This window comes from Enterococcus sp. AZ063, from assembly GCF_051715045.1.
In the GTDB taxonomy this organism is placed as follows: Bacteria; Bacillota; Bacilli; order Lactobacillales; family Enterococcaceae; genus Enterococcus_D; species Enterococcus_D casseliflavus.
The window spans coordinates 155,972-182,802 of the sequence record NZ_JBIOTA010000001.1 but is presented as its reverse complement, the minus strand read 5'-3'; the positions used below and the strand labels follow the sequence as shown (position 1 = coordinate 182,802).

Here is a 26,831-nt window from a genome sequence, read left to right as displayed (position 1 = left end):
CGAAAAAAGCCATCTCCCGACTTGTGGGAAATGACTTTCTGTCCGTTTTTTCAAGCAGGCTTGATGATCAATCAGTCGTAACCAACTCGTCTTTGACGGCGTCAGGGAGATCTTGTTCGGTCACCTCTTGATACGACTCCACATGTTTGCCCTTTGCATCAAGCTCTAGGTAGGCATTTTCTTTTAGCTTTTGTGGTGCCCAAAACGTGATTTTGATCTTTTGCCCATCTTCATTGACCCCTTCTTGTGTATATTCGTAGGAATCGTGTTCTTGCAACACGCCATACTCGTCGGATGTTTTGACATAGACCTTTTTCTCCGGTACGAACGGATTGAAACGATCCACCAGCTGAACCAGTTCGCTGGAATCATCTTTCGTAAAATAAGACCATGTAACCAATGTGACGGTCCCGATCGTTAACATGAGCAGGATCATACTAATTGCTTTCTTCAAGTGATTGTCCTCCGTTTTTTCTATCTACCTTCAGTATAAAAAAACAAGCGATAAATATAATCAAACTTAAGGCGTATTTTTCCGTCGGTCATTGTGACTAAGACAAAAAGGGACTACTTTTTCAAAAGAAGCAGTAGTCCCTCACTTAGATGTTCCGTTTATTAGTGACCTTTAAACCGTCACTGCCACATCGATCAACTTGCTTTGCAAATGAACGAGGGTCTCTTGTGCGACACCAATCGTCCGCAAATAATGATACGCATCGGTATAGGTTTTGCGTTAAGACGGAAAGATTATCCGTCTGCTTTTTTCTTCAGCGATAGATACCACTTTGACTTGTGACCAGTCAGTTCCCCGAATAACGGGCTCAGTTCTTGTCTCCTTTGATCAATGCCGTCATTTCATCGATAAAACCAGCCAACTGCGTCTGAGAAATCACTTCTTGATTGACAAAATAAGCTAGTGATCGCTTTTGATGGTCCCTTACGTTGCTGCTGGAAAATAATTTTGACTCAGCAAATCGTTGCTTTGCTCGCACATACATCAAGGGGGTTTGTTGGATCTCCCCTAACGTAGTTTCAGCAGAAATGATTGGTTTTTGATAGGCTGTGGCTTTTAAATAAAAATGATTTTGCCCTGCTTTTAAGGGTGTTTCTTCAGACCAGCGGTCAGTCAGCGCTTCATCGGTGTAAATCTCCACTTCCGGTAGATGAAGGATTGCCTGCGTAAGTGTCGGTAAGGTAACGTCTAATTTCACGATATCTTTGGCAACGTAAGCCCAAGCGACCTCAATCCGTCCATTCGGTGTGGCGATGCCGCCGGAGGCATGATTGATACTCCAATGGATCTGGGGCTGTATGTGGACGTGCCGAAACCCGCTGCTGGATGATGCTTGTTGAATGCCTAAAACACCCTCAAAGAACCACTGGCCAATTGCTCCATAAGCATAATGATTGAACGAATTCATGCCTTGAGGATTGACCGACCCATCTGGTAACAGCGAATTCCAGCGTTCCCAAATCGTCGTTGCGCCTAAATCGATCGCATAAAGCCAGCTGGGATAATCATTATTTAACAGGAGCGTGTAGGCTATCTCGTTTAATCCATAATTACTAAGAACTAAATTTAAAAAAGGCGTTCCAACAAAACCTGTTTTCAAATGATAGTCATCTCGTTTTAGTCTCTCTTTTAACTTCTCCACGATCCCCGCAACTTCATGATCGGCAGCCAAATCAAATGCCAGTGTTAACACATAAGCCGTTTGCGTATCGAGTGCAAGGCGCCCATTCGGCGTGAAATATTCTGCTCGCAAGGCTTGTTTGAGCATTCTTTGACGCTGATCATATTGCTTAGCTTCAGAAGTATAGCCCAAAATAGCTGCAGCCTGCGCCACGATTTTCAAGGAATGCCAGTAAAATATATTCGCAACAAACTTTGCTTCGGTCCCTCCAATCGGAGAAGCTGGATCATCACCATCTAAAGCTAACCAGTCCCCAAATTGAAATTGTTTGTCCCATAAACCGTTGATATGCGTCTTACGGGCAATGTATTCGACCCACGCTTGCATGCTAGAAAATTGTTGTTTGAGAATTTGTGGTTCACCATAATAGCGGTATAAATGCCAAGGTATGATCGTGGCGGCATCCCCCCAAACGCCCACTGCTGCCCCAGACTGCTGGATATCTGTCGGAACATGCGGCACAGTCATTGGTGGCGCACCATTAAAATGTGGTTGTTCGCTAGCTAAATCATGTAAATATTTCCGAAAGAACGCATACGTGTCCATTGTATACATCGCTGTCTGGGAAAAGAGCTGTGCATCTCCTGTCCACCCCATGCGCTCATCGCGTTGAGGACAATCCATCGGCACATCAAAGAAGTTGCCTTTTTGTGACCACAAAATATTCTGGTACAATCGATTCACTTTTTCATTACTCGTGCGAAAATCCCCTGTCGTTTCTAGATCCGTATAGATCACCTGTCCGATAAAGGCGTCTTTAGCAAAGGGACACTCTAACGGCCAGCCACTGATCCGAACATAGCGAAACCCAAAGAATGAGAAGTGCGGACGAACCCACTGTCGGTTGCCATTGGAACGATACGTGAATGCTGCTCGGGCGGCTCGTAAATTTTCCCGATAAAACTTGCCATTGACCAATAGCTCGGCATGCTCGAGTTTGATTTGAGCGTCGGGTGGTAACTGATCATAAAACGTGACCCAACCGACCATATTTTGACCAAAGTCCAACACCCAATCCCCATCTTCTTGCCAACAAGCAATCGCTGGGCGCTCTTCTTTTATTTTTACAGGCAAGCTAAACCGTTCAGTTAGCTTCCCTTGTGGGCCTTGGTGTTCCTTCACCGCTTGAATAGACTGGTGAGGAATCGTTTCATCGATATCTTCGCCATAATAGATGCTGTTTTTCCCAATCGAACCGGTGCGAACGTGCCATTCCTGATTGGTTCCATGGACCTCTTGTGTGCCATCCACGTATTCTAGATGCAGCTCTGCCCTTAATAAAAAGGCATCGCCATAGATGTTTTCTTTCCCGCCATGAAACCCAAAATTTCCTTGATACCAGCCTTTTCCCACGAGAACCTTTATTGTATACTGTGAATCAACTAGATCATCAGTCACATCATAGGTTTGATATTGGAGCCATTCGTGATAATTGGTGTAACCGGGAGTAAAAAACTCGTCTCCAATTTTTTGCTCATTCAAGTATGCTTCGTACAAACCTAGCCCACAAATATACAAACGGGCTTGCTTAATCGGTTTAGCGAAGTCTCCTTGATAAGAAAAGATCGCTGATTCAAGTGGCGTTGTCACAGGCGTGATCCACTTACCCTGCCACGCTTCTTGCAGCTTCCCTGTTTCAAACCAGCTCGTCTTTTGATACCGATCACCTGCTGCATCCCAGATCGTGACACGCCAGAAATAGCGCTGTCGAGGTTGCATTGGAAAGGTGCAGGAAAAGCGATACGCAGCGAGCTTTTGTTTCGGTACTTGGCTAACGATTGCTTGAAAATCAGCATCTAGCGCCACTTCTAAGGCATGAAAGACTGCTTTTGATTGGTCCGTTACTTGATACCGAAAGACAGGATCGCTTAGATCATAGCCGAGCGGTTCAGTGTAATAATTGATTGTCATTTGATTGATTTCCATGTTATCATCGCCTTTTACTAAAAATTGGAGTTGTGTATATGAATAAACAGCAGTTGCGCGAATTGCTTTTTTCCATGACGGAAAGTGAATTGAATTATCAACAACAGCCGAAAAAGAGTGCCCCGTTTTTCCAACGCTTTGATGAAGAGATCCCTACGTTTAACTTGATGAATGCCGGTCATAACAATAAATTTTTTGCGAATGACAAGCGCAGCCTTTTTAAAAATAGTACGATCGAGTTTGTCCAACATACGCGTTTTAGTAATCCTCCCCTACATAAGCATGATCATCTCGAAATGACCTATGTTTATCGTGGAAGTTGTAAACAAGTCTTTATGGATAAAACGTATGAATTAACGGAGGGAGATTTTTGTCTTTTAGACTCCAACATCGTCCACACGCTTTATGATGTCGAAGAAGAAGACATCATCATCAATATCGTTTTGCAAAAACAGTTCTTCACTGATTCTTTTTTAAATCGCTTATCGGAGCATAGTATCTTGTCACAATTCATCATTCAAGCGCTATCAGAAAACCAACAGGAAAATTTTTTGCTTTTTCGCTCCATCGTTCCGCAAGAGCTTCACGGCTTGATGGAACAAATGTTGATCGAATATTTTCGAAATGATAGCTATACTGCAGAAATGTTGAAATCGTACCTCTTTTTATTCTTAACTACCTTGATTCGCCGATTAGATCACGTGACTACGAATGAACGTTTTGACCGATCCGATCATACGATCATCTTACCGATCTTAAAATATATCGCCGATCATGCTGCGGACTGTACGCTGCAACGTATTGCAGATCTTTTTGGCTATCATCCGAATTACATCTCTAAATTGCTAAAAGATCACACGGGCAGCAGCTACCAAGAGTTGGTCGTGGCGCAAAAGATCAAAAAAGCCAAGTACCTATTGTCCTATACAGATGAAACGATTCAGAACATCGCTGAAGAGGTTGGCTACCATAATCTCAGTTTTTTTTATAAGAAATTTTATGCTCAAACGCAGATGACACCTCGGGATTATCGCTTGGCAAGTCAGCAACGGCTAGAAACGACGTCTCCTCATAGCGATCAATAAGATACCCTCAACCCATGAAAGTGGATTGTGGGTATCTTATGAACTATTTTGGGTCGGGATTTTCTAGTTGGTATTCTTTTTGATCCAATATCCTAAAGAACGGATAATAGATCGCAATCGATAACAGGGTCGCTACGATCTGAAAGGCCAATAGACGCCAACCGCCATTAAGAAGTGCATTTAAGAAAATAGGCATCCCCATGGAACCAGCACCGTTTGACGGTGGGAGAATCTCCATGACTGTTAGGGCATAACCTAACAAAATATTGATCACTGGAGTAAAAATAAACGGAATCGCCATCAAGCCATTCAATACCATTGGAAACCCAAAAATGACTGGTTCGTTTATATTAAATAAAGAGGGGACAAACGCAATCTTTCCCATTGATCGATAACGCTGACTTTTGCTGAAAAAGGTCGCTAATACAATTAACCCAATCGTTGCGCCCCCGCCTCCTGGTGAAGAAACAATGTTGATCCATGAGAAAGTAATAATATTAGGCGCTGCCTCTCCTGCAGCCAGCGCAGAAATATTCGCTGCATCGGCTGCGATCCAGATTGGCATCACTACCCCAATCACTGCAATCCCATGGATACCAAAGAACCAACACAAACCAGAGAGAAAATAAATAAGCGCCGCTGTCCAAACATTATTTCCGATATTGCCTAGTGGTTCTTGAATCAGTGAATAAATGGTATGATGGACATCATTGTATGGTGTCAATGAAAATAGAAATGCAATCAATCCAAAAAGAATCACCATCAAAAAACCAGGAACAATAGCTGCAAATGCTTTTGATACAAAGGGAGGTACTGACTCAGGCAGTCTGATCGTCCAATTTTTCTTGACACTGAGATCAAATAATCTGGTTGTCAAAATGGCAACGAGCATTGCCGTAAACAGTCCCTTTGCCCCTAACCATTCAATCGGTAGATTCGTTGCTGCAGCAAATCCTTCACCAATAACGATCATGGGTGTCAATAAGAAAAAGTTCATCAAAGCTAATAAGGAACAAATAAATCCATCAGAATTTCCTAAAATTTTACAATAGGTATAACTGATCGCTGCCACCACATAAACCGCTAACATATTCGTGGTCACATTGACGATCGTTGTCAATAATTGACCAAAGTAAGAATCGGAAAGAAAAGATTGATACGCTGCCAAGGGAAAATTTTGAAAAATCGAAGCAATTGCGCCTACCATGATGATAGGCATAGACATCATTAACCCTTTTGAGATGGCTTGGATCACTTTGTTGTTGTTTAGCCAAGAAGCAGCGGGGGAAACGATTTTCTCTATTCGTTCTGTAAATCCATTCATGTTACATCCTCCTTTTTATGATAACGTTAACAACACCATTAAACCCTATTTCATGTCGCGCTCCAATGACCTATGAAAGAAAAAATACTAACCAAATCAAAGAATTAGATGTTATTGATTTTGAATAGAATGTTGCGCATTGATCCGTGTTTTTTAGGAAGCCAAAAACATTCGCTGGTCTTCTCATGAAGAATACCATGAGATGACCAATAAAAATCCAATATTGTGATGACACAAATGCATCGAGTTCAACAGATCGTAAGAAACTAGAAAAAACAATGGCGCTTATCCAGTCATTAATAATTAAGAGAATCTATAAAAAATCGAGGTGCCCCATGCTAGAAATCAAACTGATCGATCAAGAACACCAAGCTGACATTCGCTTGAAAAACGAACCCTTCTCCTTATGGGGGAAAATGTTGCCGTCTTATAATGATGGCAACTGGCAGTACACAATCTGTAAATTTGCACCTGAAGACATTCAGACGATGCGTTTCCCAGATGAAAATTATTGCTATGATGAAATGAGCCGAAACAGTCTGTTTATCGGTGCTTATGATGATGGAAAATGTATCGGCTTAGCGATCGTTCAAGACGCTTTTTTCAAGTATCTGTACCTCTATGACTTAAAAGTCAACACAGACTACCGCCAGCAAGGAGTCGGTCAACTGTTGATCCAACAGGCACTGAAAGCGGCCCTTGCCAAAGGCTATCGCGGCATCTATACACAAGCGCAGGACAACAATCCTTCTGCTTGTCTGTTCTACTTGCGAGCAGGCTTTCGTATCGGAGGCCTGGATACGGAGGTGTACAAAGGAACCAATCAGGAAGGCAAAAGTGATATTTTGTTTTATTTGGATGCAGCGGAAACAGCTGTCAAAAAATAGCTGAAAAAAGAAAAAAATTCCTCCTGCCAGATGGTACACTTAAGGCAACAATGTTTTAGAAGGTGAGGAAGAAGAATGTACGTAGGATTTGATATTGGCGGAACAAGTATTAAATATGGTGTTTTAGATGAAAGCGGAGTGATCCTTGAAAAATCAGCGATCCCTACTAGCTATGAACCAGCCCAGTTTTATCAGGATCTACTCACGATCATCGAAGATGCCCAGAACCGCCACACGATTGATGGCATTGGGATCAGCGCCCCGGGGATCGTTCAAAAAGACGGCTTTATGTTAACGGCGGGCGCCATCAAATCGTTATATGGCGAAAATTTCAAAGCAGTCTTGGAAGCGCGTACAGGGTTGCCTGTGGCGGTGGAAAATGATGCCAATGCAGCAGCGATCGCTGAAAAATGGATCGGCAATGCGCAAGAGGCTGCCAACTATTTGTGTCTTGTCCTAGGCACTGGTGTAGGCGGTGGGATCGTGATCAATAATCAAGTTTACCGAGGTGCTCATGGCATGGCGGGTGAATTTGGCTGGATGGTGATCGATCAGCTGCCAGAAGAAGGCAATATCGAGGAAAGTTCCATCAATAAAAAAACTGCCGTCGTAGGCGGCTTGATTCGCCTCTACAATTTAGCGGGGGCAGCAGTTCCTGGCTTTGAACCCACCCAAGACGCCAAAGAAATTTTTGACCGCGCACAGCAAGGCGAAGCGTTGGCGCTGAAGCTGACGGACCAATTTCTGACGGATCTGTCTGTAGGGCTGATCAATTTGATCAGCTGCTTTGACCCAGAATTGGTATTGATCGGCGGCGGCATCAGTGCCAATCCTTATTTCTGGGAACGACTGCAGGCTCGCTTGACGATCACGGAAACACGGCATGAAGCGATCAATTATTTGCGCGGACAAACCATCGCACCTGTGCGTCCAGCGAAGCTGAAAAACGACGCCGGCTTGATCGGCGCAGTCTATCAGATCCATCAACAGCTGCACCGTTAAAAGTTCGGATATGCTATACTGGTGTAAATTGATTATCTAGGACAGCGAGGAACCAGCATGGCGCTTTTTGAACAATTAAACTTGAACAAGCTCTCTGCGGTAGAACAAGAAATCTACCGTTTTATCGTCAATCACTTAGAAAAGATCCCGTATATGCGTGTGCGCGACATTGCCGATGATGCTCATGTCTCTTCGACTTCGGTCTTTCGTTTTATTCAAAAAGTCGGCTTTCAGTCGTTTCCAGAATTTCGCTTCTATATCAAAAATCATTTAGAAAAAGCCCATTTTGATGCGCACCCTGAACACTTAGGTTTAGAAGCGCGCATCAAAGGCTTGAATATGCAGATCTTCCACCCTGATGCGGAATACCAAATACGAAAACTCGCCGAAGCGATGCGGGATGCCGATTTGATCTTATTTATGGGGATGGGGGCATCTGGTGCGATCGCGCAATACGTTGCCCGCAAACTAGCCAGCCTCGGTTACTTTAGCATCAGCATTGATGAGCTGACCTACCCGATCAAAAGCTTTTTACGAAAAGATCAAAAGAATGTTTTGGTTTTTTTGAGTGTCTCTGGTGAAACCAAAGAACTGATCGAAGTCATTACCGGTTTAGACAATCAGGCGATCGTGCAGAAGTACTGCATTACCCCAAATCGGGAAAGTACGTTGGCACGCCTGTGCGATTATTCGATCGAGTATGCGATCAAAGAGGAACGCAAAGACATCTTTCTTGATTTGACTAGTCAACTGCCTTCAGTAGCGATTTTAGAAACGCTGATCGGCTATTTGCAAGATTATCGTACCCATTCTTGATGGTTCAGTTTACTGAACCATCTTTTTTTGTAACACTGTGTTCCATCTGCGGAATTTTTTTCATTTCTTGAGAGATATGTACGGAATCCGTATCCGCTTACTTTTAGTCGTTTTCATTCGCTATAATGATGGCATCAATTAATGAAAGGTGTTATTATTATGCAAAAATTCAATGACCTGTTAGACCGCTCGTTGGTACCAATCGCAACAAAGTTGAACAATCAACGCCACGTAGCAGCGATCCGGGATGCATTCATGCTGATTTTCCCACTGACCATCGCTTCTTCTCTCGTTATTTTGGTCAACAATATTTTATTTTCCAATGAAAGTTTCATCGTGCAATTATTTCAACTGAATCGGCTTTTTCCTAATCTGGAAAGCGCCCAGCAAGTTCTAGCTTCCGTGGCGAACGGGACCATCAACATCATGAGTTTATTCATTGCGTTTCTTGTTGCCCAACTTTTAGCCAAGCATTTCCAAGCAGATGCTACGCTAGTTGGTTTGACAAGTGTCGCTGCCTTTATGATCTTGTACCCGACCTCCTTTGCAGTAGATGATGTCAATGTGATCTCCACACAATATTTAGGCGCCCAAGGGTTGTTTGTAGCTATGATCGTGGCTTGTTTGGTCGGTGAATTCTTGCCGAAGCTTTTCAAGGTCAAACGATTGCAGATCAAAATGCCTGAAATGGTACCACCAGCAGTTTCTCGTTCCTTTTCTGGTATGATTCCGATCGTGATCATCGTGGCAGTCACTGCTTTGATCAATTTCTTAGTTTTAATGATTGCACCAGAAGGCATCAATGAACTGATTTACAACGGGATCCAAAGTCCATTGCGGGATCTGGGGGGCAATGTCGTCGGTGTCTTGATCTTGGCATTCTTGCAAACCACGTTGTTTGCGATCGGGATCCATGGACCAAACACATTGAATGCGGTTCGTTCAGCGATTTTTACCGAACAAGATCTAGCTAACCTAGACTTTATCAACCAGGGCGGCTCCTTGTGGGACGTTCCTTACAAAGAAACCTGGGGCGTTTTAAATGATATGTTCGCAAATATGGGCGGAACTGGTATGACATTGGGCTTGATCATTGCGATCTTCATCGCTTCAAAACGTCCAGAACAACGTGAGATCGCTAAGATGTCCTTAGTTCCAGGAATTTTCCAAATCAATGAACCGATGATCTTCGGTCTACCGATCGTCTTGAATCCAATCATGATCATTCCGTTTATTTTGACACCAATGGTCAATATTTTGGTGGGTTATTTTGTCACTGTTGTCTGGCCGATCATGCCGACCCCAGCGATTGGGGTACCATGGACGACCCCAGGAATCATTAATCTCTTTTTAGGAACTGGAGGAAATGCGATCGCTGCGGTTGTCGGTGTCGTTTGTCTTGCGATTTCGGTCTTGATCTATTTGCCTTTCGTGATCGCCTCTAACCGTTCCCAGAAAGTAGAATTATAAGCAAACGAATGAGTCGAGGAGGAATGAAATTTATGTCCGCAAAAATGCCGAAAGATTTTTTATGGGGCGGCGCGATCGCTGCCCATCAAGCGGAAGGCGCTTGGAATGTTGCTGGCCGTGGAATGAGTACCGCCGATGTCATGACGGCCGGTGGCAACGGTATTCCCCGTAAAATCACCAAAGGAGTCATTGAAGGGGAATATTACCCGAACCATGAAGCCATTGACTTTTATCACCGTTACAAAGAAGATATCCAGTTATTCAAAGAACTGGGCTTGAAATGTCTACGGACATCGATTTCTTGGAGCCGGATCTATCCAACTGGAACAGAAGAAGAACCAAATGAAGCCGGTCTCCAATACTACGATGATCTTTTCGACGAATTGCAGGCAAATGGCATCGAACCCGTCATCACTTTGTCTCACTTTGAAATGCCTTATGCCCTCTATGAAGAATTTGGTGGGTTTGCTAACAAAGAAGTGATTCCCCTCTTTGTCAAATTCGCTAAGACTGTTTTTCAACGGTATCATGACAAAGTGACGTATTGGATGACTTTCAATGAGATCAATAATCAAGCAGATGGGCAAGAGCCGCTGCACGTTTGGACCAATTCTGCCATGATCATCGAGGATGACAGTCAAAAAGAAGCACTCGTCTTTCAAGCGGGCGTCAATGAGTTGATTGCCAGCGCGGCAGCCGTGATCGAAGGCAAAAAAATCAATCCAGAGTTTCAGATTGGTTGTATGATGGCCTATGTCCCGGTCTACCCCTACTCTTGTGCGCCAGCTGATTTGATGGCATCCGTCAAAGCCAATGAACGGCGCTATTTTTACAGCGACGTCCACGTACGAGGCAAGATCCCAACCTATGTGCAAAAATATTGGGCAAAAAAAGGCATCACGATTGAGATCACGCCCGAGGAACAAGCGCTATTAAAAGCAGGAACCGTTGATTATATTGGGTTCAGCTATTACATGTCAGGAACGATCTCAACCCTTGATGAAGTGGCTGGCACACCAACTGAGGATATCCCGGGAGCAAAAATCGTGAGTAATCCTTATATCAGTGCTTCTGATTGGGGCTGGCCTATCGATCCAGTCGGGTTGCGCTATGTGTTAAATACGATCTATCAACGCTATGACTTGCCGCTATTTATCGTAGAAAATGGCTTTGGTGCTTACGATCAATTAACCGATGAACAGCAAGTCCATGATGATTACCGCATCACTTACCTGAAAGAGCATATCGAACAGATGGAAAAAGCGGTGGTTGAAGATGGTGTACCGCTATTAGGTTATACGCCTTGGGGGATCATTGATATCGTCAGCTTCGGCAGCGGCGAAATGGAGAAACGCTATGGCATGATCTATGTCGACAAAGACAATACCGGCAAAGGAACCTTGAATCGTTTGAAAAAAGATTCCTTTGCGTGGTACCAGCAAGTAATCGCCTCTAATGGTGAAACGCTCTAATTACTGCTTCCATGACTAACACAAAAACCGCCCCCTCGTTTCGCCATCCTCCTTTTTACATTAGGAGCCTGGCAACGAGGGGCGTTTTTTTTATTAAAGAGGTGCGCCATTGCGAGGATGGCTTTTCTTATCATCACTAAACACTACCTCGATGCTTGTGGTACACTATAGCTATTCATTTACTTTTACGTTAAGGAGGAACTGCATGAAGCCGATATTTCGTCCGATCCAATCTCAAGATGATGCGCCATTAGCTGCTATCATTCGCAAAAGCTTGACCGACCACCAGTTGGCGGTTCCAGGAACTGCCTATTTTGATCCCGAGTTAGACCACTTAAGTGAATTTTATGCAGCAGATCCTGCTAGCCGCCATTATTTTGTCGTCACCGATGAATCGGGTATCCTTTTAGGCGGCGGTGGTCTTGCCACTTATGATTCAGAAGGGCAAATCGCCGAGCTGCAAAAATTTTATCTCAGTGATGCCGCCAAAGGGCAGCGCCTCAGCTATCCCCTGCTGGCGAAGATCGAGGCCAAAGCTTTTGAACTAGGCTATCGGCAACTCTATTTAGAATCCCATCATTCTTTAGAAGCTGCCTTGCATGTCTATCAAAAAGCCGGCTATCGCGCATTGTCCCAGCCACTATTGGCGGCACAGCATACCACGATGGATCGCTTTTATGTGAAAACACTAGAGCCGCAGCAACCAAATCAATGCAACAGCACCCACGGTTTGGACGGCGCCAACGGAAAGACCATAGAATAAAAAGCGCGGGCCTTCTTTTAAAAACTTGCGGAAATCCAGGCGCAAACCGATGGCTGCCAACGCCGTCGTTTCAAACCACGTACTGATAAAATGAGCGCCCTCATTCAACCAGCTAGGCAGCGGCAAGAAGCTGTTCAAGATACAGATGGTCAAGAAGCCCAACACATACCAAGGGATCGGCAGCCGCAGCTTGCCTTTGGCTTTGGTTTTGGTGGGGGTCTTTGTCGTCATTCGTTCAAAAACAATGACGACGACTGCCAACATGATGATGCGCGCGATTTTAAAGAGCATCGCGTATTTGACGGTGTCGGCATCAATCAAACTAGCCCCCGCCACGACTTGTCCGACGGATTGCAGCGTGCCACCAAGTAAGGCGCTTTTTTGCAACAGATCATCGCCGTATAAGGCCAATCCTAAAAACGGCAGCGTCAGCATCATCACTGTTCCTAAAAGATTGACCAAGGTGATGATCTGCCCTTTTTCTTCATCATCGGCATCAATGGCTGGTGCGATCGCCGCAATCGCAGAGGACCCGCAGACAGCGTTGCCGCCTGCCATCATCAGGCTCATCTTTTGATTAAAGCCCATTTTTTTCCCTATCAAATAAGCAGCGGTAATGACCAAACTCATCATCAGCAATATAAAGAGAAAGCCCCGAAGGCCCATTTCACTGATGGTCTGGAAAGTGACGGTAAAGCCCAGCAAAACCACCGAATATTCCAAGAGCCGACTTTCCGCAACCTTCGTTCCGACTTGATAGCGTTCTTGCTTGAACAGTGTATTTCCTAAAATGATTCCTAATAAAATAGCAAGGGTTGCTCCTCCTAATTTTGGCACAGCCAAAGCCATGATTCGGGCGATGACGGCTACCGAAAAGGATAGGAACAAACCGGGAAGTATCAAAGCTGTTTGTCGTTGCTTCATTGCTTTCATCCTTTCATATAACATCCATTATACACAGATTGACCGATCAGTAGGATTTATTGGTATAATAGTTATGATTGAATTTTCTAATGGAAGGGATTGCAATGTTAAAATTACTGGAGACCTTCAAGATGGTCTATGAAACAAAAAATTTTTCGAAAGCTGCCGAATTGCTGTTTATTTCGCAGCCCACGGTTTCTGCTCAGATCAAGCAGTTGGAACAAGACCTGGATACACCGCTTTTTTTACGCAATGGTCGCAAAAACGTGATCGCCACGCCCCAAGCAGAGTACCTTTACGAAAAGGCACTGAATTTATTGGATGAGTGGTCGACGATCGCCAGCGAGATCCATACCAACACGCAGCATCAAAGCCACTGTGCCCTAGGCATCTCTCATACCTATGCGATGGCCTTGATGCCTGACTTGATGATTGCTTTATACAACGCCTTTCCCACGGTGCGTTTTCGGGTATCGATGATGAACTCCGCTGAAGTCTTAACAGCGCTTGAGCAACATCAACTAGATTTAGGGATCATTGAAAAACCCTTATCTGCACCAAGTATTTTGCGTTTCCCGATTTTGAAAGATCAGCTCGTCTTAGCTGGTGATCCCCAAGTCGGTCCTTGGCTCGTCCGAGAAGCGAGTTCTGGTGTCTACTATTACACTAAGCGCTATCTAGAGGAACAAAATATTCAAGGACCGATCATTGAGATCGCCAGCAATGAATTGATCGTCGCTTTACTGAAACAAGGCTTCGGCTGTTCGATCCTTTCCAAGCGAGCCGCCCACGGCATTGGCTATCAACTGCTGGATAAAAATTTTGAGCGGCAATTTTACCTCATCCAGCGCAAAGCCGTCACAGAACCAGCCATCGAGGGATTGCGGACCTTCATTCAGGAGTGGTCGCAAGAGGATTCCTCACAAGCAGAAAGCAAATAAATTCACTTGTTTTTAAGGGAGGAAACCACCGCCTCGTGGGATTTCTTAACCTTTTCTTACGATTACGCTTCCTCGCTGCCGATCTGGCCCGTTTGATTGTTTCTTAAGAAATTTGTGCTAAAATGAAGAGTACTGGCTATGGGCTCTAACGTTCCCCTTTTCGGTGGATCTTAGACCGCCCTTTGACTACTTTTGCAGTTCGTGAGCAAACCAGTAAGAAAGGATCTTGAAATGAACGAACAAATCAAGAACAAATTAGCGCTGCTTCCTGACCAACCCGGTTGTTATTTAATGAAAGATAAAAATAACAAAATCATCTATGTTGGGAAAGCCAAAATTTTAAAAAATCGTGTCCGTTCGTACTTTACCGGCAGTCACGATACGAAAACCGAACGGCTCGTTCAAGAAATCAATGATTTTGAGTACGTCGTTACCGAATCAAATACGGAAGCCTTATTGCTGGAAATCAATTTGATTCAAAAAAACAAACCGAAATACAATATCATGCTAAAGGACGACAAGTCATATCCTTTTATTAAAGTGACCAAAGAGCGCTATCCGCGTCTGATCATCACTCGTAAAGTTTTAAAAGACGGGGCTTTATATTTTGGCCCCTATCCTGATGCACGAGCAGCCAACGAAACCAAACGGGTGCTGGATCGCCTCTTTCCATTGCGAAAATGCGGTCCTTCTCAAAAGCGGCCTTGTCTTTATTATCATTTGGGTCAATGCGTCTGTCCTTATGTCAACAATGTAGATCCCAAGGATTATCAGAAGATCGTTGATCAAGTCAAACACTTTTTCCACGGCGGTCACGTCGATATTTTGAAAGACCTGAAAGAGAAGATGGGCGAAGCCATTGAAACGTTAGAGTTTGAACGAGCGGCTGAGCTGCGGGATCAGATCCAAGCAATCGATACCGTCATGACGCGACAAAAAATGACTCTGACAGATCTGATGGACCGTGATGTCTTTGGCTACAGTGTCGACAAAGGCTGGATGTGTGTCCAAGTCTTTTTTATCCGTCAAGGAAAGCTGATCGAACGAGAAGTCTCTTTGTTTCCTTTCTACAATGAAGCGGATGAGGATTTCTTGACCTTCGTCGGCCAGTTTTACCAAAAGAATGAGCACTTCATTCCCAAAGAAGTCTTTGTTCCGCAAAATGTCGATGCTGCCCCATTAGAAGCGCTGCTGGAAACCAAAGTCCTGCAGCCCCAACGAGGCGACAAAAAGAAATTGGTCGATTTGGCCAATAAAAATGCCCGCATTGCCTTGGCACAAAAATTTGCGTTGATCGAGCGTACTGAAGAACGGACGATCGGTGCAGTGGATCGTCTAGGCGAAGCCATGGGGATCGCGACACCTTATCGGATCGAAGCCTTCGATAACTCCCACATCATGGGGACCGACCCGGTGTCTGCAATGGTGGTTTTTGTCGACGGGAAGCCGTTTAAAGATGATTATCGGAAATATAAGATCCGTACCGCACAAGGCGGCGACGATTATGGCTCTATGCAAGAAGTCATCTATCGCCGATACTCTCGTGTCCTAAAAGAAAACCTGCCTTTTCCTGATCTGATCATCATCGATGGTGGGAAAGCCCAAGTCGGTGCTGCCCAAGAAGTGCTGTATAACCAGCTAGGTTTAGATATTCCCGTTGCCGGTTTAGTGAAGAACAACAAACACAAAACCAGCGAGTTGATTTTCGGGGAGTTTTTAGATCCGATCCAGCTGGAACGCAATTCTGTGGAATTCTTTTTGCTGCAACGGATCCAAGATGAGGTCCATCGTTTTGCGATCACCTTCCATCGCCAATTGCGCAGTAAAAACAGCTTTTCTTCCAAACTGGATGAAATTCCTGGCTTAGGACCAAAACGCAAGCAACAGCTGATGAAAACCTTCAAGTCGTTAAAAAACATCCAAGCAGCTTCCGTGGAAGAGATCCAGCAAGCTGGCATCCCCAAAGCCGTTGCGGAAACTATCTTAGCCAAACTAGGCGATCAAAATCAACCCACTTCTTAAGTCAAAACAAAAACGCTTCATAGCCAACAGTAGCTATGAAGCGTTTTTTCATTGAAGAAGCATTTTGTAAGCCGTTACTTTTTGCGGTGCTGTAACAGATCAGGCTTCATGTCTAACATGGAATAGCCACGAACATCATACCGATTGCGGCTGCAGGAATAGTCCACTGGACGTCCCGATTCTAAATAGATGATCTGTTCTAATTCCAATACTGGGTCATCTGCTTGGCACGCTAAATAGGTTTGATCGTATTCATCGCTTTTGGCAGCCTGAAAGGTCCGATAAGCACCAGCAAATTTGTAGCCTAAATCTTGCAGTAGATAGTCATAGACGGATTCTTCCAAGATTTCTTTCGTCAAACCGCTGACCAGATCCAACGGCATATAGGAATGCTCGAGTATGTATGGATTGCCTTCTAAGATCCGCAAACGGATCACATGATAGATTGGTTGTTCGGCAGTGATCTGAAGCATCTCTTGAATTCTTGTTGTAGGAAAACAGACTTCAAAGGTGATGACTTGGCTAGTCAATGTCCGTTTTTCTTGTTTCATCTGATAGCTCAGGCCTTTGTATTCTGTCACCGATGAGGTATCTTTGCCCCAAAAGGAATGATTCAAAACTTTGGTCCCTAAGCCGCGCTTTGTCAGCAGCAAGCCTTCCATAATCAGGATATTCACCGCATTTTTAATCGTCATTCGGCTGACGCCAAACTCTTCCACTAACTCTGTTTGATAAGGTAAAAGACTGTCTTTCGGATAAGTTCCGTCCTTGATTCTTTTACGCAGAACATCTGCGATCTCCATATATTTGGGCATTTTGCCACCTCCAAAACGTGTGTTGTATTGTATTGATTGAAAAACGATAAAAGAACCGGCCAAACGAAAAGAGTGTCATCACACCACTGCACCTTCCAATGAAGCAGTGTGATAAGGGGTATTGCACTCTGATCGCGGCCGGATAAGGTCTATTACGTTTGGCGCTTGTTTCTAATCGACTCGATCAGACATTACGCATTTTTTAAACGGCGTGTTTCTTGAATTTGCGCCATTTTCACGAACGGCAAGTAGATAACGATTGACAAGATCAAGTTAACAGCTGCCAAGATTCCGCCAGCAATACTTTGTGTCGACAAAATACCGCCGATGATTGGTGGCGTCGTCCATGGTGCGATGACGGTACTTGCAGGAACTAAGCCAGTTGCGGTTGCAAAATAAGCAGTCGTTACTAAAACAAGTGGGGTCAACACATATGGGATGAACAAGATTGGGTTTAAGACAACTGGTAACCCAAACATCACTGGTTCATTGATCATAAACACACCTGGTGCAACGGATAGTTTTGCGACAGTCATATATGCTTTATGATGACGAGCAACTAAAAAGATCGCAATCAAAAGACCTAGTGTCGCACCTGTTCCGCCGATGTTCACGAAAGAATCAAAGAATGGTTTGTTCACGATATAAGGCAAATCTGTTCCTGCTTCTAATGCTCGTGCGTTTGCTTCGATCGCTGGCACATTGATCGTTTGCATGAACGGGTCGATGATGTTGGCACCATGTAAACCAAAGAACCATAAGAATGCAGAGATAAAACCTAATAGCAAAGCAGCTGGGTAAGAGTTTGCCAAGCCCATGAATGGTTGTTGCACCAATTCATAGAAGGACAATACGATACTTGTCACACCAAATGCTTGGAAAATTGCTGTAAACAAAGCAAAGATCGATACGGTGATCATTGCTGGGAATAATGCAGCAAATGAACGTGAGACTGCTGGTGGTACTCCATCAGGCATGTTGATGACTAAGCGTGGGTTGCCAGCTAGACGACGGAAGATCTCAGTAGAAATGATCGATACGATTAATGCTAAAAATAATCCTTGAGAACCAAGTCCGGCAGCTGTTAACAAACCATCTGGGCCTGTCGCCATTGCACCTAATGCGAAGAAACTTGCAACTGAGATCGCCCCAGCACCTAATGCGTCTTGATTGTAGCTTTTAGCTAAATTATACGCTACTGTGAAAGCGATTAACAGACCAAGTATTGAAAAAGTACCTGCTGACAAGTTGTTCCCAAAGGCTTGCCATGTTCCTTCACCAAAAATGCCATTCATAAAATCAATATAGGCAGGGATTGGTAAGTTGTTGATCAATACCCCAAAAGAGCCTAAGATCATCAACGGCATCGTTACGATAAATCCGTCACGAATGGCCACTAGATGTCTTTGAGAGCCTATTTTAGAAGCGATCGGAATAAAGTGCTTCTCCATAAATCCAATAAATTTATCCATTGTTTTTTCTCCTTTCAAACCCTAAACAAAATAATGAAACCGATTTCTACTAAAGAATACCACGAGAACGTTTCCATGTCTAGTCTTTTCTTTATCAAAACTGTGCTTTTATTTAACCCAGCTTATCATTTGCAAAAACAGGTGGTTTTTTAATAGAATCCCCCCTTTGAAATCAGCCAGAAAAAATCCGCGATTTTACACAAAAAAAGCAATGCTGATTCCAACAGCATTGCTTTTTTCATTGTTATTAAAAGCCGTTATTATCTGATACTTCTTTAAACCAACGACCTGATTTTTTCACCGTTCGTTTAGCATCATTTGCTAAGTCAACGGAGATAAATCCGTAACGGTTCTTGTAAGCATTGGTCCATGACCAGTTGTCCATGCAGGTCCACATATGGTAGCCAACACAATTGGTTCCTTCTTGGATCGCTTGGTGGACGTACTTCAAGTGGTCAGAGACAAATTCGATGCGGTAATCATCTTCGATCACGCCATCAGCATTAACGAAACGTTCTTCTCCTTCGACACCCATGCCATTTTCAGAAATGTAGCACTTGATATTGCCATAGTTTTCTCGCGTGTTCGTCAAAATATCATAGATCCCTTTTTCATAGATTTCCCATCCACGATACGGGTTCATTTTCTTGTTCGGCATATCATAGTTATCAAAGTAATCATCAGGCATTGGACTTTTCGCTTCATCGATCGGTGATTCTTTCTTCATGATACGACGAGGTTGGTAATAATTGATCCCCAACAAGTCGATCGTGTTTTCGCGAATCGTTTGTAAATCATCGGCTTCCATCGCTGGTACCATATCCAATTCCTTGACGATGGTCACTAATTCTTCTGGGAACGTGCCTTTGACCGCAGGGTCTAAGAAAGAACGATTAAAGAAGGCATCCGCGATTTGCGCTGCTTTGACATCCTCTGGATCGTTCTCATCTCTTGGATAGCTTGGCGTCAAGTTCAAGATGATGCCGATCTCCCCATCAAGGTTCATCTCATGATAGACTTTGATGGCTTTAGCACTCGCCAACGTTTCGTGGAACCCAACTTGGACTGCATGTTTCATGTTGATCTCATTTGGATAATGGAATTGGTAAAGATAGCCGCCTTCAACAGGGACGATCGGTTCATTATGAGTGAACCATTTCTTGACACGATCACCAAATAATGTAAAGCAGGTTTGCGCAAATGCGACATAGGCATCCACGGTCTCTCGGTTCAACCAGCCGCCTTTTTCTTGCAGCGCCATCGGCATATCGAAGTGGTAAAGGTTCATGAAAGGTTCGATCCCGTTGGCGATCAACTCATCAATGTAGGCATTGTAAAAATCAACGGCTTTTTGATTGACTTCTCCTTTGCCTTGCGGGAAGAGACGACTCCATTGGATCGACGTCCGAAACGTCGTATGGCCGGTTTCTTTCATTAGTTGAATATCTTCTTGATAGCGTGTATAGACTTGCGAGGTTTTTTCAGGACCTACCTCATTGAAAAATTTCTCTGGTTCTTGCTGATACCAGTAATCCCAGATGCTTGCCCCTTTGCCATCGCCTTCAAATACACCTTCTGTTTGTGGGCCACTAGCGGCTGACCCCCACCAAAAGCCTGCTGGAAATTGATAATCCATCTTCATTCACTCCTCATTTTTTCTTTGCTGCCCTAATCATAAAGGAAGCAGTTACAAAAATCAATCTTTTTTAAAATAAATGTATAGACATTTAAAATAAAACATGATACATTATCAATGTAATCGATTGCAAAAAGAAATTTAAGGAGTGAAATAATAATGAATGGTTTTATGGACAAGTTATCTGAAAAGATTTTGCCCTTGGCGAATGCCTTAGGACAAAATCGCTACCTGACCGTCTTGCGGGACGCGTTTATGCTTTCGTTCCCAATCACTATGTTTGGATCGATCGTGGTCGTTTTAAACAACCTGCCCTTCTTCAGTGATGCCACTAAAGGAACATTAGGAACACTGTTTGGCAATGGGCAAAATGCAACAATGAGTATCATGACTGTTTTCGTTACTTTCGGTATTGGCTATTATTTATCAAAATCATATGATGTGGAAGGGATTTTTGGTGGTGCCGTTTCGTTTGCCAGCTTTTTGATCTTGACTCCTTTCTTTATGACTACTGAATCTGGCGAAACGATCTCCGGTGTGCTGTCTCTTGATCGTCTTGGCGCAAAAGGGATGTTTATCGGGATGATCGCAGCATTTTTGGCAGCTGAAATCTATTGCCGCATCACAAAACGCGGCTGGCAGATCAAAATGCCTGATGGGGTACCACCAGCAGTTTCTAAATCTTTTGCCGCTTTGATTCCAGCAATTATCACTTTAACGGTATTCTTAGTGATCAATGCCATCATGACGGGTGTCTTCAATGCCAACTTGCATGACCTGGTTTATGAATTGATCCAAAAACCATTGACTGGACTAGGCAGCAGCTTGCCAGCAACTCTATTGGCTTTGTTCTTTGTTCAATTCCTTTGGTTCTTCGGTCTACATGGTCAAATCATCGTCAACTCTGTGATGGACCCGATTTGGAATACATTGATGTTAGACAACTTAGAAGCGTATCAAAATGGGGATGCACTGCCGCATATCGTCACAAAACCATTTATGGAAACCTTTACTGTTGGATTAGGCGGTTCTGGTATGACGTTAGCCGTTGTTATCTTGATGGCTTTCGTATTGAAGAAAAAACAATACCGCGATGTGGGTCGTTTGGCTTTAGCACCAGGGATCTTTAACGTTAACGAACCAGCCATCTTCGGTATGCCGATCGTCTTGAATGCGACGATCCTGATTCCTTGGGTCGTGGCACCTCTTGTGGTAACGACCTTCAACTACTTAGTGATGGCGGCTGGACTTGTTCCTGCACCAACTGGTGTTTCTGTCCCTTGGACCGTTCCAGTGGTCTTCAGTGGTGTCTTAGCAACCAACTCTTGGTTAGGTGGTTTGCTGCAAGTCATTGACGTGGTGATCGTCGGCTTGATCTGGTATCCATTCTTACGTGTGTTAGATCGTCAAGCAGAACCATCAATCGATTAAGCGCAACGGCTGGCTGAATTTTTTCAGTCAGCCGTTCTTTTTATAAAAAAACCAAGGTTTGATTGTCGAAACCGCTTTTTTCAGCTATACTTCTTGCGAGGTGATCAGATGCCAAAATACCAAGAAATTGCCAATATTTTACGCACACGTATCAAAAACAAAACGTATCCGCCTGACAGCTTACTGCCGAATCAAACTGATTTAGTCGAGGAATTCGGAGTCAGCCGGATGACCGTCAAAAAAGCCATCGGTATTTTAGCCATGGAAGGACTGGTTTATTCTCAGCGGGGCGCTGGAACAAAAATATTGAACCACCCATTCTTAAAAAAAGACACCACTGCTTTAACGGTCTATGAAGGCTTGTCAACGGAAATGGGCAAAGCTGGCCGCAAGCTAGTCAGTCAGGTCATCGATTTTCAAGTCGAATTTCCTGACCAAACGATCCAAGAAAAGTTGATGTTAACGGAAGAACAACCGATCTATAGTATTGTCCGCTTGCGGATTCTTGAAGACCAGCCGTTTATTTTAGAATATACCTATATGCCCGTCCATTTGGTGCCCAATTTAACTCGTGGCCATTTAGAAAGTTCTATCTATCGTTATGTCAAAGAGGAACTAGGGGTCCAGTTTGCTGGCGCCTACCGCACCATCGCCGCTGATAAAAGTACTGCGTACGATCAACAGTATTTGGACTGTAAAGCCGATGATCCGGTCTTAGAGATCGAACAGATCGTCTATCAGAAAAATGGCTCACCCATCGAATTTTCCCGTAGTCGCAACCGTTATGACGTGCGGGCCTACTCTTATTTAGATGTCCAGCACTAAAAAGACCTGCCCACGGTTTTCTTCCATCAGAAACCGTGGGCAGGTCTTTTTGTTGGTGCATTCGTTGCTTCGGTTATTTTTTCGCTGAGGGTTGGAATCGTTTCAGCCGCAAGGCATTTAATAAAACGGATACCGAGCTGAAGCTCATGGCCGCCCCAGCGATCATTGGATTGAGCAAGGGGCCGCCGAAAAGATGCAGCACACCCATTGCAACAGGGATGCCTAAGACGTTATAAGCAAAAGCCCAGAAAAGATTTTCTTTGATGTTTTTGATTGTTGCCCGACTTAACTCGATCGCGGATGGGACGTCCATTAGATCGCTGCGCATCAGTACGATGTCTGCCGATTCGATGGCGACATCGGTACCAGAGCCGATCGCGATCCCTACATCGGCTTGGGCTAACGCGGGCGCATCATTGATCCCGTCACCTACCATCGCAACCTTTTGGCCTTTGGCTTGCAGGCCAGCTACTTTGGCGGCTTTATCTTCTGGCAAGACGTCACTGATCACTTCATCGATACCGACTTGTTTGGCGATGGCTTGGGCCGTTCGGGCATTGTCGCCCGTGATCATTGCTACGTACAAGCCCATTTGATGCAACCGTTCAATGGCTTTTCGACTGCTTTCTTTGATAGTATCTGCCACAGCGATGATCCCGATCGCTTCGCCGTCTTTGGCAACATACATCGGTGTTTTCCCTTCGTGAGCCAATTGTTGGGCTTGCTCGATCAGGCCATCGATGGCAACGTTTTGTTTTTCCAACCATTTCTGGTTGCCTAATAGGACTGGACTGCCAGCGATCGTTCCTTGAATCCCATGCCCTGGGATCGCTTCAAACCCGTCAACTTCTTGTAGGGCGAGAGCTTGCGTTCGGGCTTCGATCACAATGGCTTCGCCTAATGGATGTTCTGAGCCTTTTTCAACAGAAGCCGCCAGCTGCAGCAATTCCGTCGGCGTGTGATTGCCTGCAGGCAGGAGATCTGTTACGACTGGTTTGCCTTCTGTGATCGTGCCCGTTTTATCAAAGACGATCGTCGTCACGTTTCTAGCTGTTTCTAACGCATCGCCGCTTTTGATCAAGACGCCATTTTCTGCCCCTTTGCCCGCACCCACCATGATGGCGGTCGGTGTCGCTAATCCTAAGGCACACGGACAGGCAATCACTAATACAGAGATCGTAATGGTCAATGAGAAGATCCAGGTTTCTTGTCCTAAGAAAAACCAGGCAAGTCCTGCAAAAACCGCCAAGACCATGACGATCGGGACAAACACACCCGAAACTTTGTCAGCCATGCGAGCAATCGGCGCTTTGGAGCCTTGGGCATTTTCTACTAACTGAATGATTTGCGCTAACGTTGAATCTTCTCCCACATTGGTGGCTTCATATTGAAAGGAGCCGTTTTTGTTGATGCTGGCGCCGATCACGCGATCACCGACTTGTTTTTCGATAGGTAAGCTTTCTCCAGTAATCATTGATTCATCGATGGCAGAGCGGCCTTGGGTAACGATCCCATCCACAGGAATCTTCTCACCAGGTCGTACGATTAAGATATCGCCAGCTGCGACTTCTTCAATACCCACTTCGACTTCTTCGGCTTGATTCCCGCTGCCGCGGAGCACGCGGGCTTTTTTCGGTGCGAGATCCAACAACTTCTTGATAGCTTCGGAGGTTTTGCCCTTCGAGACCGACTCAAGGTATTTTCCTAAAGTAACTAATGCCAAAATAACGGCGGCCGTTTCATAGTACAAGTGCATCGCATAGTGGGTCGTGCCCAGGTAGACCATCACGGTCCCATAAATACTATAAAAGAAGGCAGCACTGGTTCCCAATGCGACGAGGGAATCCATATTGGGATGGCCTTTCCAAAGCGCTTTGAAACCAGCAATGTAAAAGGCGCGACCGAGGACCATCACCGGTAAGACCAAAAGCAATTGAGTGGTAACGAAATTGACTGGATAGGCCATCGGATCTAAAAAGCCAGGGATCGGCAAACCGATCATTTCCCCCATCGTCAAATAGAACAAGGGGATCGTAAAGAGCGCTGAAAGCCAAAACCGTTGCCATAAAGCACGAATCTCTGCCTGTTTTGAATCCGCCTTGTCGGCAGAAGCGGTCGGCAGCTGTGCATCATAGCCCGCCTCTTTCACGGCAGCTGCGATCTTCGCGGCGGTCACTTGATCTTGTTGATAGCTGACCGTCAGTTTTTCTGTTGCCAGATTGACGGAGGCTTGCTCCACACCCGCTAATTTTTGGACAGCTTTTTCTACTGTTTGGGCACAAGACGCACAGGTCATGCCCGAGATGGCAAAGGTCTCTTGTCTTTGAGAGCCGATCAGTTGATAGCCCGCTGCTTTGATGGCCGCAGCGAGTGTTTCTTCGGTGAGCTGCTGCTCATCATAACGAATATGTAATTTTTCAGTAGCCAAATTGACAGCTGCTTGGTCGACCCCCGCCAGCTTGCTGACAGTTTTTTCGACGGTCTGGGAACAAGACGCACAGGTCATCCCTTTTACTCCATAATTCTTTTCGATCATTGTTTCCTTCCTCCTTGCTTGCTATGCAAACCCATTAACCTTTTATGTTTACAGTTGTAATCTTCTTCTACTTTACAATTATCGTTTACACTTGTCAACGATAATACTCAAAAAAAGGACGTTCTCCTTTGAAGCGGCCCAAAACGCGAGACTTTTGGTCTACCTTTGGGCGGTCGCTACAGGTGGAACGTACTTTTTTCTAAGAAACGATCACTGCCGTTGCAGGGGTCGTTTCGCTTATTCAGGTATTGGTTTTAGGAGGCTAGCACTCTTGCCCGTTGGTTTTGATCAGCTCTTGGTACCAGTAGAAGCTGTCTTTCTTGTAGCGTGCCAAAGATCCTTCTTGCGTTTCATCTTGGTCAACATAGACAAAGCCATAGCGTTTTTGGTAGCCGTTCAACCAGCTTAGCAAATCAGTGAAGGACCAGGTGCAATAGCCAAGAACTTCCGCGCCGTCGCTGATCGCTTCTTTAATGGCATGGACATGCCCTGCTAAATAATCGATGCGGTATTGGTCATGGATTTGATGATCGTCGGTTAGTTTGTCGTATTCACCAAGTCCGTTTTCGGTAATGATCACAGGCACCCGATAACGGCTAGTGATTCGTCGTAAAGCGATCCGCAGCCCTTGAGGATCGATCTCCCAATCCCAATTCGTCCGTTCCACAAATGGATTTTCGGCTTTTTTGAACATTCCTGGTGTCCCGGTTTCTTCGGAGCTGCCTTTTTTCCCAGTGGTGTTCATTTTCCCCGCTCCGACTCCATCTAATGGATTGTAGGCATTTGTTGCTGTTTGGTAATAGTTGATCCCTAAGAAATCTGGTTTTGCTGAACGCAGCAAGTCCATATCTCCTGGTTCGATCGTTGGTGCGATCCCTTGCTCTTTCAAGTAATTCATTGCCGCAATCGGGTATTCGCCCCATAGATAGACGTCTAACCAATAATGCGCCATCAAGTCTTCCGCGTTTTCAGCTGCCAAAATATTTTTCGGGTCGCTGTTGATTGGGTAGTTCGGTGAGTAGGCGAAACTTGGTCCGATTTTCCCTGGGATTTTCATCTCATGGAACTTGTTGATCACCGAAGCATTCGCCAAGTTAGCGATATGATTGACTTCATACATCCGTTTAGGATCGGTCACTCCTGGTGGATGGGCAGCTAAAAGATAGCCTAACGAAGTAAAGATATTTTGTTCATTCAAGCTGACCCAATAGTGGACTTTGCCGCGAAAGGCTTCAAACAATACGGCCGCATAGTTGGTGAAATCTTCAATGATTTTGCGAGATTCCCAGCCACCATATTCTTCTTGCAAAGCTCGTGGCAGATCCCAATGGTACAAGGTCACCATCGGTTCGATCCCTGCTTTTATCAGTTCATCGATCAATGCTAAATAAAAGTCTAACCCTGCTTGATTGACTTCTCCTCGTCCTTCTGGAAAAATCCGTGTCCAAGCAATGGAAAAACGATAGGTTTTCAATCCTTGTTCTTTCATCAAGGCAACATCTTCTTTGAAGCGGTGGTAATGGTCGACTGCGACATCTCCGTTAGTTGCTTTAAAGGTTTTTCCTGGAATGCGGACAAAATCGTCCCAAACCGAAGCTCCTTTGCCGTCTTCTTGCCATGCGCCTTCTACTTGATAGGCTGCTGATGCTGAACCCCATAAAAAATCATTGGGGAATTCTTTTAGTTGTTTGTGATCCAATTGTTTCCCTTCTTTCTGTTTGATGATACCCCTTTCTTAAGTATACCGATAATTGCCTGATTTGTCATAAGAAGATTTTGTACCTATGCCA

The 26,831-nt window shown here is 44.6% G+C and carries 20 protein-coding genes; 11 read left to right on the top strand and 9 right to left on the bottom strand.

Annotation, left to right across the window (positions count from 1 at the left end):
• Window positions 1-67 precede the first annotated feature (67 nt).
• Both IGK61_RS00830 and IGK61_RS00825 read right to left on the bottom strand, forming a co-directional pair.
• Window positions 68-436, bottom strand: a complete 369-nt coding sequence (locus IGK61_RS00830; protein WP_074535627.1) for a YxeA family protein — start codon at window positions 434-436, stop codon at window positions 68-70.
• Window positions 437-821: 385 nt separating this feature from the next.
• The gene (locus IGK61_RS00825) at window positions 822-3,620 is read right to left on the bottom strand and encodes an alpha-L-rhamnosidase (RefSeq protein WP_074535626.1); all 2,799 of its coding nucleotides are present in this window, start codon (window positions 3,618-3,620) and stop codon (window positions 822-824) included.
• Between the two features lie 38 nt (window positions 3,621-3,658).
• Here IGK61_RS00825 and IGK61_RS00820 point away from each other — a divergent pair, with 38 nt between their 5' ends.
• Window positions 3,659-4,705 (top strand): AraC family transcriptional regulator, encoded by a 1,047-nt coding sequence (locus IGK61_RS00820; RefSeq protein ID WP_074535625.1) that lies wholly within the window; start codon window positions 3,659-3,661, stop codon window positions 4,703-4,705.
• Window positions 4,706-4,748: 43 nt separating this feature from the next.
• Here the strand turns inward: IGK61_RS00820 and IGK61_RS00815 are convergent, their stop codons facing one another.
• Complete coding sequence (locus tag IGK61_RS00815; RefSeq protein ID WP_074535624.1) at window positions 4,749-6,029, bottom strand: PTS sugar transporter subunit IIC; 1,281 nt, start codon at window positions 6,027-6,029, stop codon at window positions 4,749-4,751.
• 335 nt (window positions 6,030-6,364) lie between these two features.
• Here IGK61_RS00815 and IGK61_RS00810 point away from each other — a divergent pair, with 335 nt between their 5' ends.
• From IGK61_RS00810 to IGK61_RS00785, 6 genes are all read left to right on the top strand, one after another.
• Complete coding sequence (locus IGK61_RS00810; RefSeq protein WP_074535623.1) at window positions 6,365-6,916, top strand: GNAT family N-acetyltransferase; 552 nt, start codon at window positions 6,365-6,367, stop codon at window positions 6,914-6,916.
• Between the two features lie 75 nt (window positions 6,917-6,991).
• Window positions 6,992-7,918 carry an ROK family protein gene (locus IGK61_RS00805; protein ID WP_074535622.1) on the top strand — a complete coding sequence of 309 codons (927 nt, stop codon included), beginning with the start codon at window positions 6,992-6,994 and terminating at the stop codon, window positions 7,916-7,918.
• 57 nt (window positions 7,919-7,975) lie between these two features.
• The gene (locus IGK61_RS00800; RefSeq protein ID WP_010748570.1) at window positions 7,976-8,734 is read left to right on the top strand and encodes a MurR/RpiR family transcriptional regulator; all 759 of its coding nucleotides are present in this window, start codon (window positions 7,976-7,978) and stop codon (window positions 8,732-8,734) included.
• A gap of 159 nt (window positions 8,735-8,893) precedes the next feature.
• Window positions 8,894-10,204, top strand: a complete 1,311-nt coding sequence (locus tag IGK61_RS00795; RefSeq protein ID WP_008376519.1) for a PTS sugar transporter subunit IIC — start codon at window positions 8,894-8,896, stop codon at window positions 10,202-10,204.
• Between the two features lie 32 nt (window positions 10,205-10,236).
• Window positions 10,237-11,676, top strand: a complete 1,440-nt coding sequence (locus IGK61_RS00790) for a 6-phospho-beta-glucosidase (RefSeq protein WP_008376521.1) — start codon at window positions 10,237-10,239, stop codon at window positions 11,674-11,676.
• Between the two features lie 205 nt (window positions 11,677-11,881).
• The gene (locus IGK61_RS00785) at window positions 11,882-12,439 is read left to right on the top strand and encodes a GNAT family N-acetyltransferase (protein ID WP_074535621.1); all 558 of its coding nucleotides are present in this window, start codon (window positions 11,882-11,884) and stop codon (window positions 12,437-12,439) included.
• Here the strand turns inward: IGK61_RS00785 and IGK61_RS00780 are convergent.
• Complete coding sequence (locus IGK61_RS00780) at window positions 12,365-13,387, bottom strand: YeiH family protein (RefSeq protein WP_060791641.1); 1,023 nt, start codon at window positions 13,385-13,387, stop codon at window positions 12,365-12,367. The two genes, IGK61_RS00785 and IGK61_RS00780, sit on opposite strands and share 75 nt — an antisense overlap.
• Window positions 13,388-13,452: 65 nt before the next feature.
• Between IGK61_RS00780 and IGK61_RS00775 the strand changes: the two genes are divergently transcribed.
• Complete coding sequence (locus IGK61_RS00775; RefSeq protein WP_034870186.1) at window positions 13,453-14,304, top strand: LysR family transcriptional regulator; 852 nt, start codon at window positions 13,453-13,455, stop codon at window positions 14,302-14,304.
• A gap of 231 nt (window positions 14,305-14,535) precedes the next feature.
• Window positions 14,536-16,326, top strand: a complete 1,791-nt coding sequence (gene uvrC / locus IGK61_RS00770; protein WP_005226686.1) for an excinuclease ABC subunit UvrC — start codon at window positions 14,536-14,538, stop codon at window positions 16,324-16,326.
• Window positions 16,327-16,400: 74 nt separating this feature from the next.
• On the opposite strand, the gene IGK61_RS00765 is transcribed toward uvrC, so the two are convergent.
• The 3 genes from IGK61_RS00765 to IGK61_RS00755 all read right to left on the bottom strand — a co-directional run bounded on the left by IGK61_RS00765 (window position 16,401) and on the right by IGK61_RS00755 (window position 20,249).
• Window positions 16,401-17,141, bottom strand: a complete 741-nt coding sequence (locus IGK61_RS00765; protein ID WP_008376546.1) for a GntR family transcriptional regulator — start codon at window positions 17,139-17,141, stop codon at window positions 16,401-16,403.
• Window positions 17,142-17,332: 191 nt separating this feature from the next.
• Window positions 17,333-18,613 carry a PTS sugar transporter subunit IIC gene (locus IGK61_RS00760; RefSeq protein ID WP_005232725.1) on the bottom strand — a complete coding sequence of 427 codons (1,281 nt, stop codon included), beginning with the start codon at window positions 18,611-18,613 and terminating at the stop codon, window positions 17,333-17,335.
• 247 nt (window positions 18,614-18,860) lie between these two features.
• Entirely contained in the window at window positions 18,861-20,249 is a 1,389-nt protein-coding gene (locus IGK61_RS00755; RefSeq protein ID WP_015508750.1) for a glycoside hydrolase family 1 protein, read from the bottom strand.
• 159 nt (window positions 20,250-20,408) lie between these two features.
• Between IGK61_RS00755 and celB the strand changes: the two genes are divergently transcribed.
• Entirely contained in the window at window positions 20,409-21,680 is a 1,272-nt protein-coding gene (celB, locus tag IGK61_RS00750; protein ID WP_005226670.1) for a PTS cellobiose transporter subunit IIC, read from the top strand.
• 108 nt (window positions 21,681-21,788) lie between these two features.
• Window positions 21,789-22,505 carry a GntR family transcriptional regulator gene (locus tag IGK61_RS00745; RefSeq protein ID WP_005226669.1) on the top strand — a complete coding sequence of 239 codons (717 nt, stop codon included), beginning with the start codon at window positions 21,789-21,791 and terminating at the stop codon, window positions 22,503-22,505.
• 73 nt (window positions 22,506-22,578) lie between these two features.
• Here IGK61_RS00745 and IGK61_RS00740 read toward each other — a convergent pair whose 3' ends face one another.
• Together IGK61_RS00740 and IGK61_RS00735 are read right to left on the bottom strand one after the other, a co-directional pair.
• Window positions 22,579-25,041 carry a heavy metal translocating P-type ATPase gene (locus tag IGK61_RS00740; RefSeq protein ID WP_167826592.1) on the bottom strand — a complete coding sequence of 821 codons (2,463 nt, stop codon included), beginning with the start codon at window positions 25,039-25,041 and terminating at the stop codon, window positions 22,579-22,581.
• A 262-nt stretch (window positions 25,042-25,303) separates the two neighbouring features.
• On the bottom strand, window positions 25,304-26,740 hold the full coding sequence (locus tag IGK61_RS00735; protein WP_005226667.1) for a glycoside hydrolase family 1 protein: 1,437 nt from the start codon (window positions 26,738-26,740) through the stop codon (window positions 25,304-25,306).
• Between the last annotated feature and the right edge of the window lie 91 nt (window positions 26,741-26,831).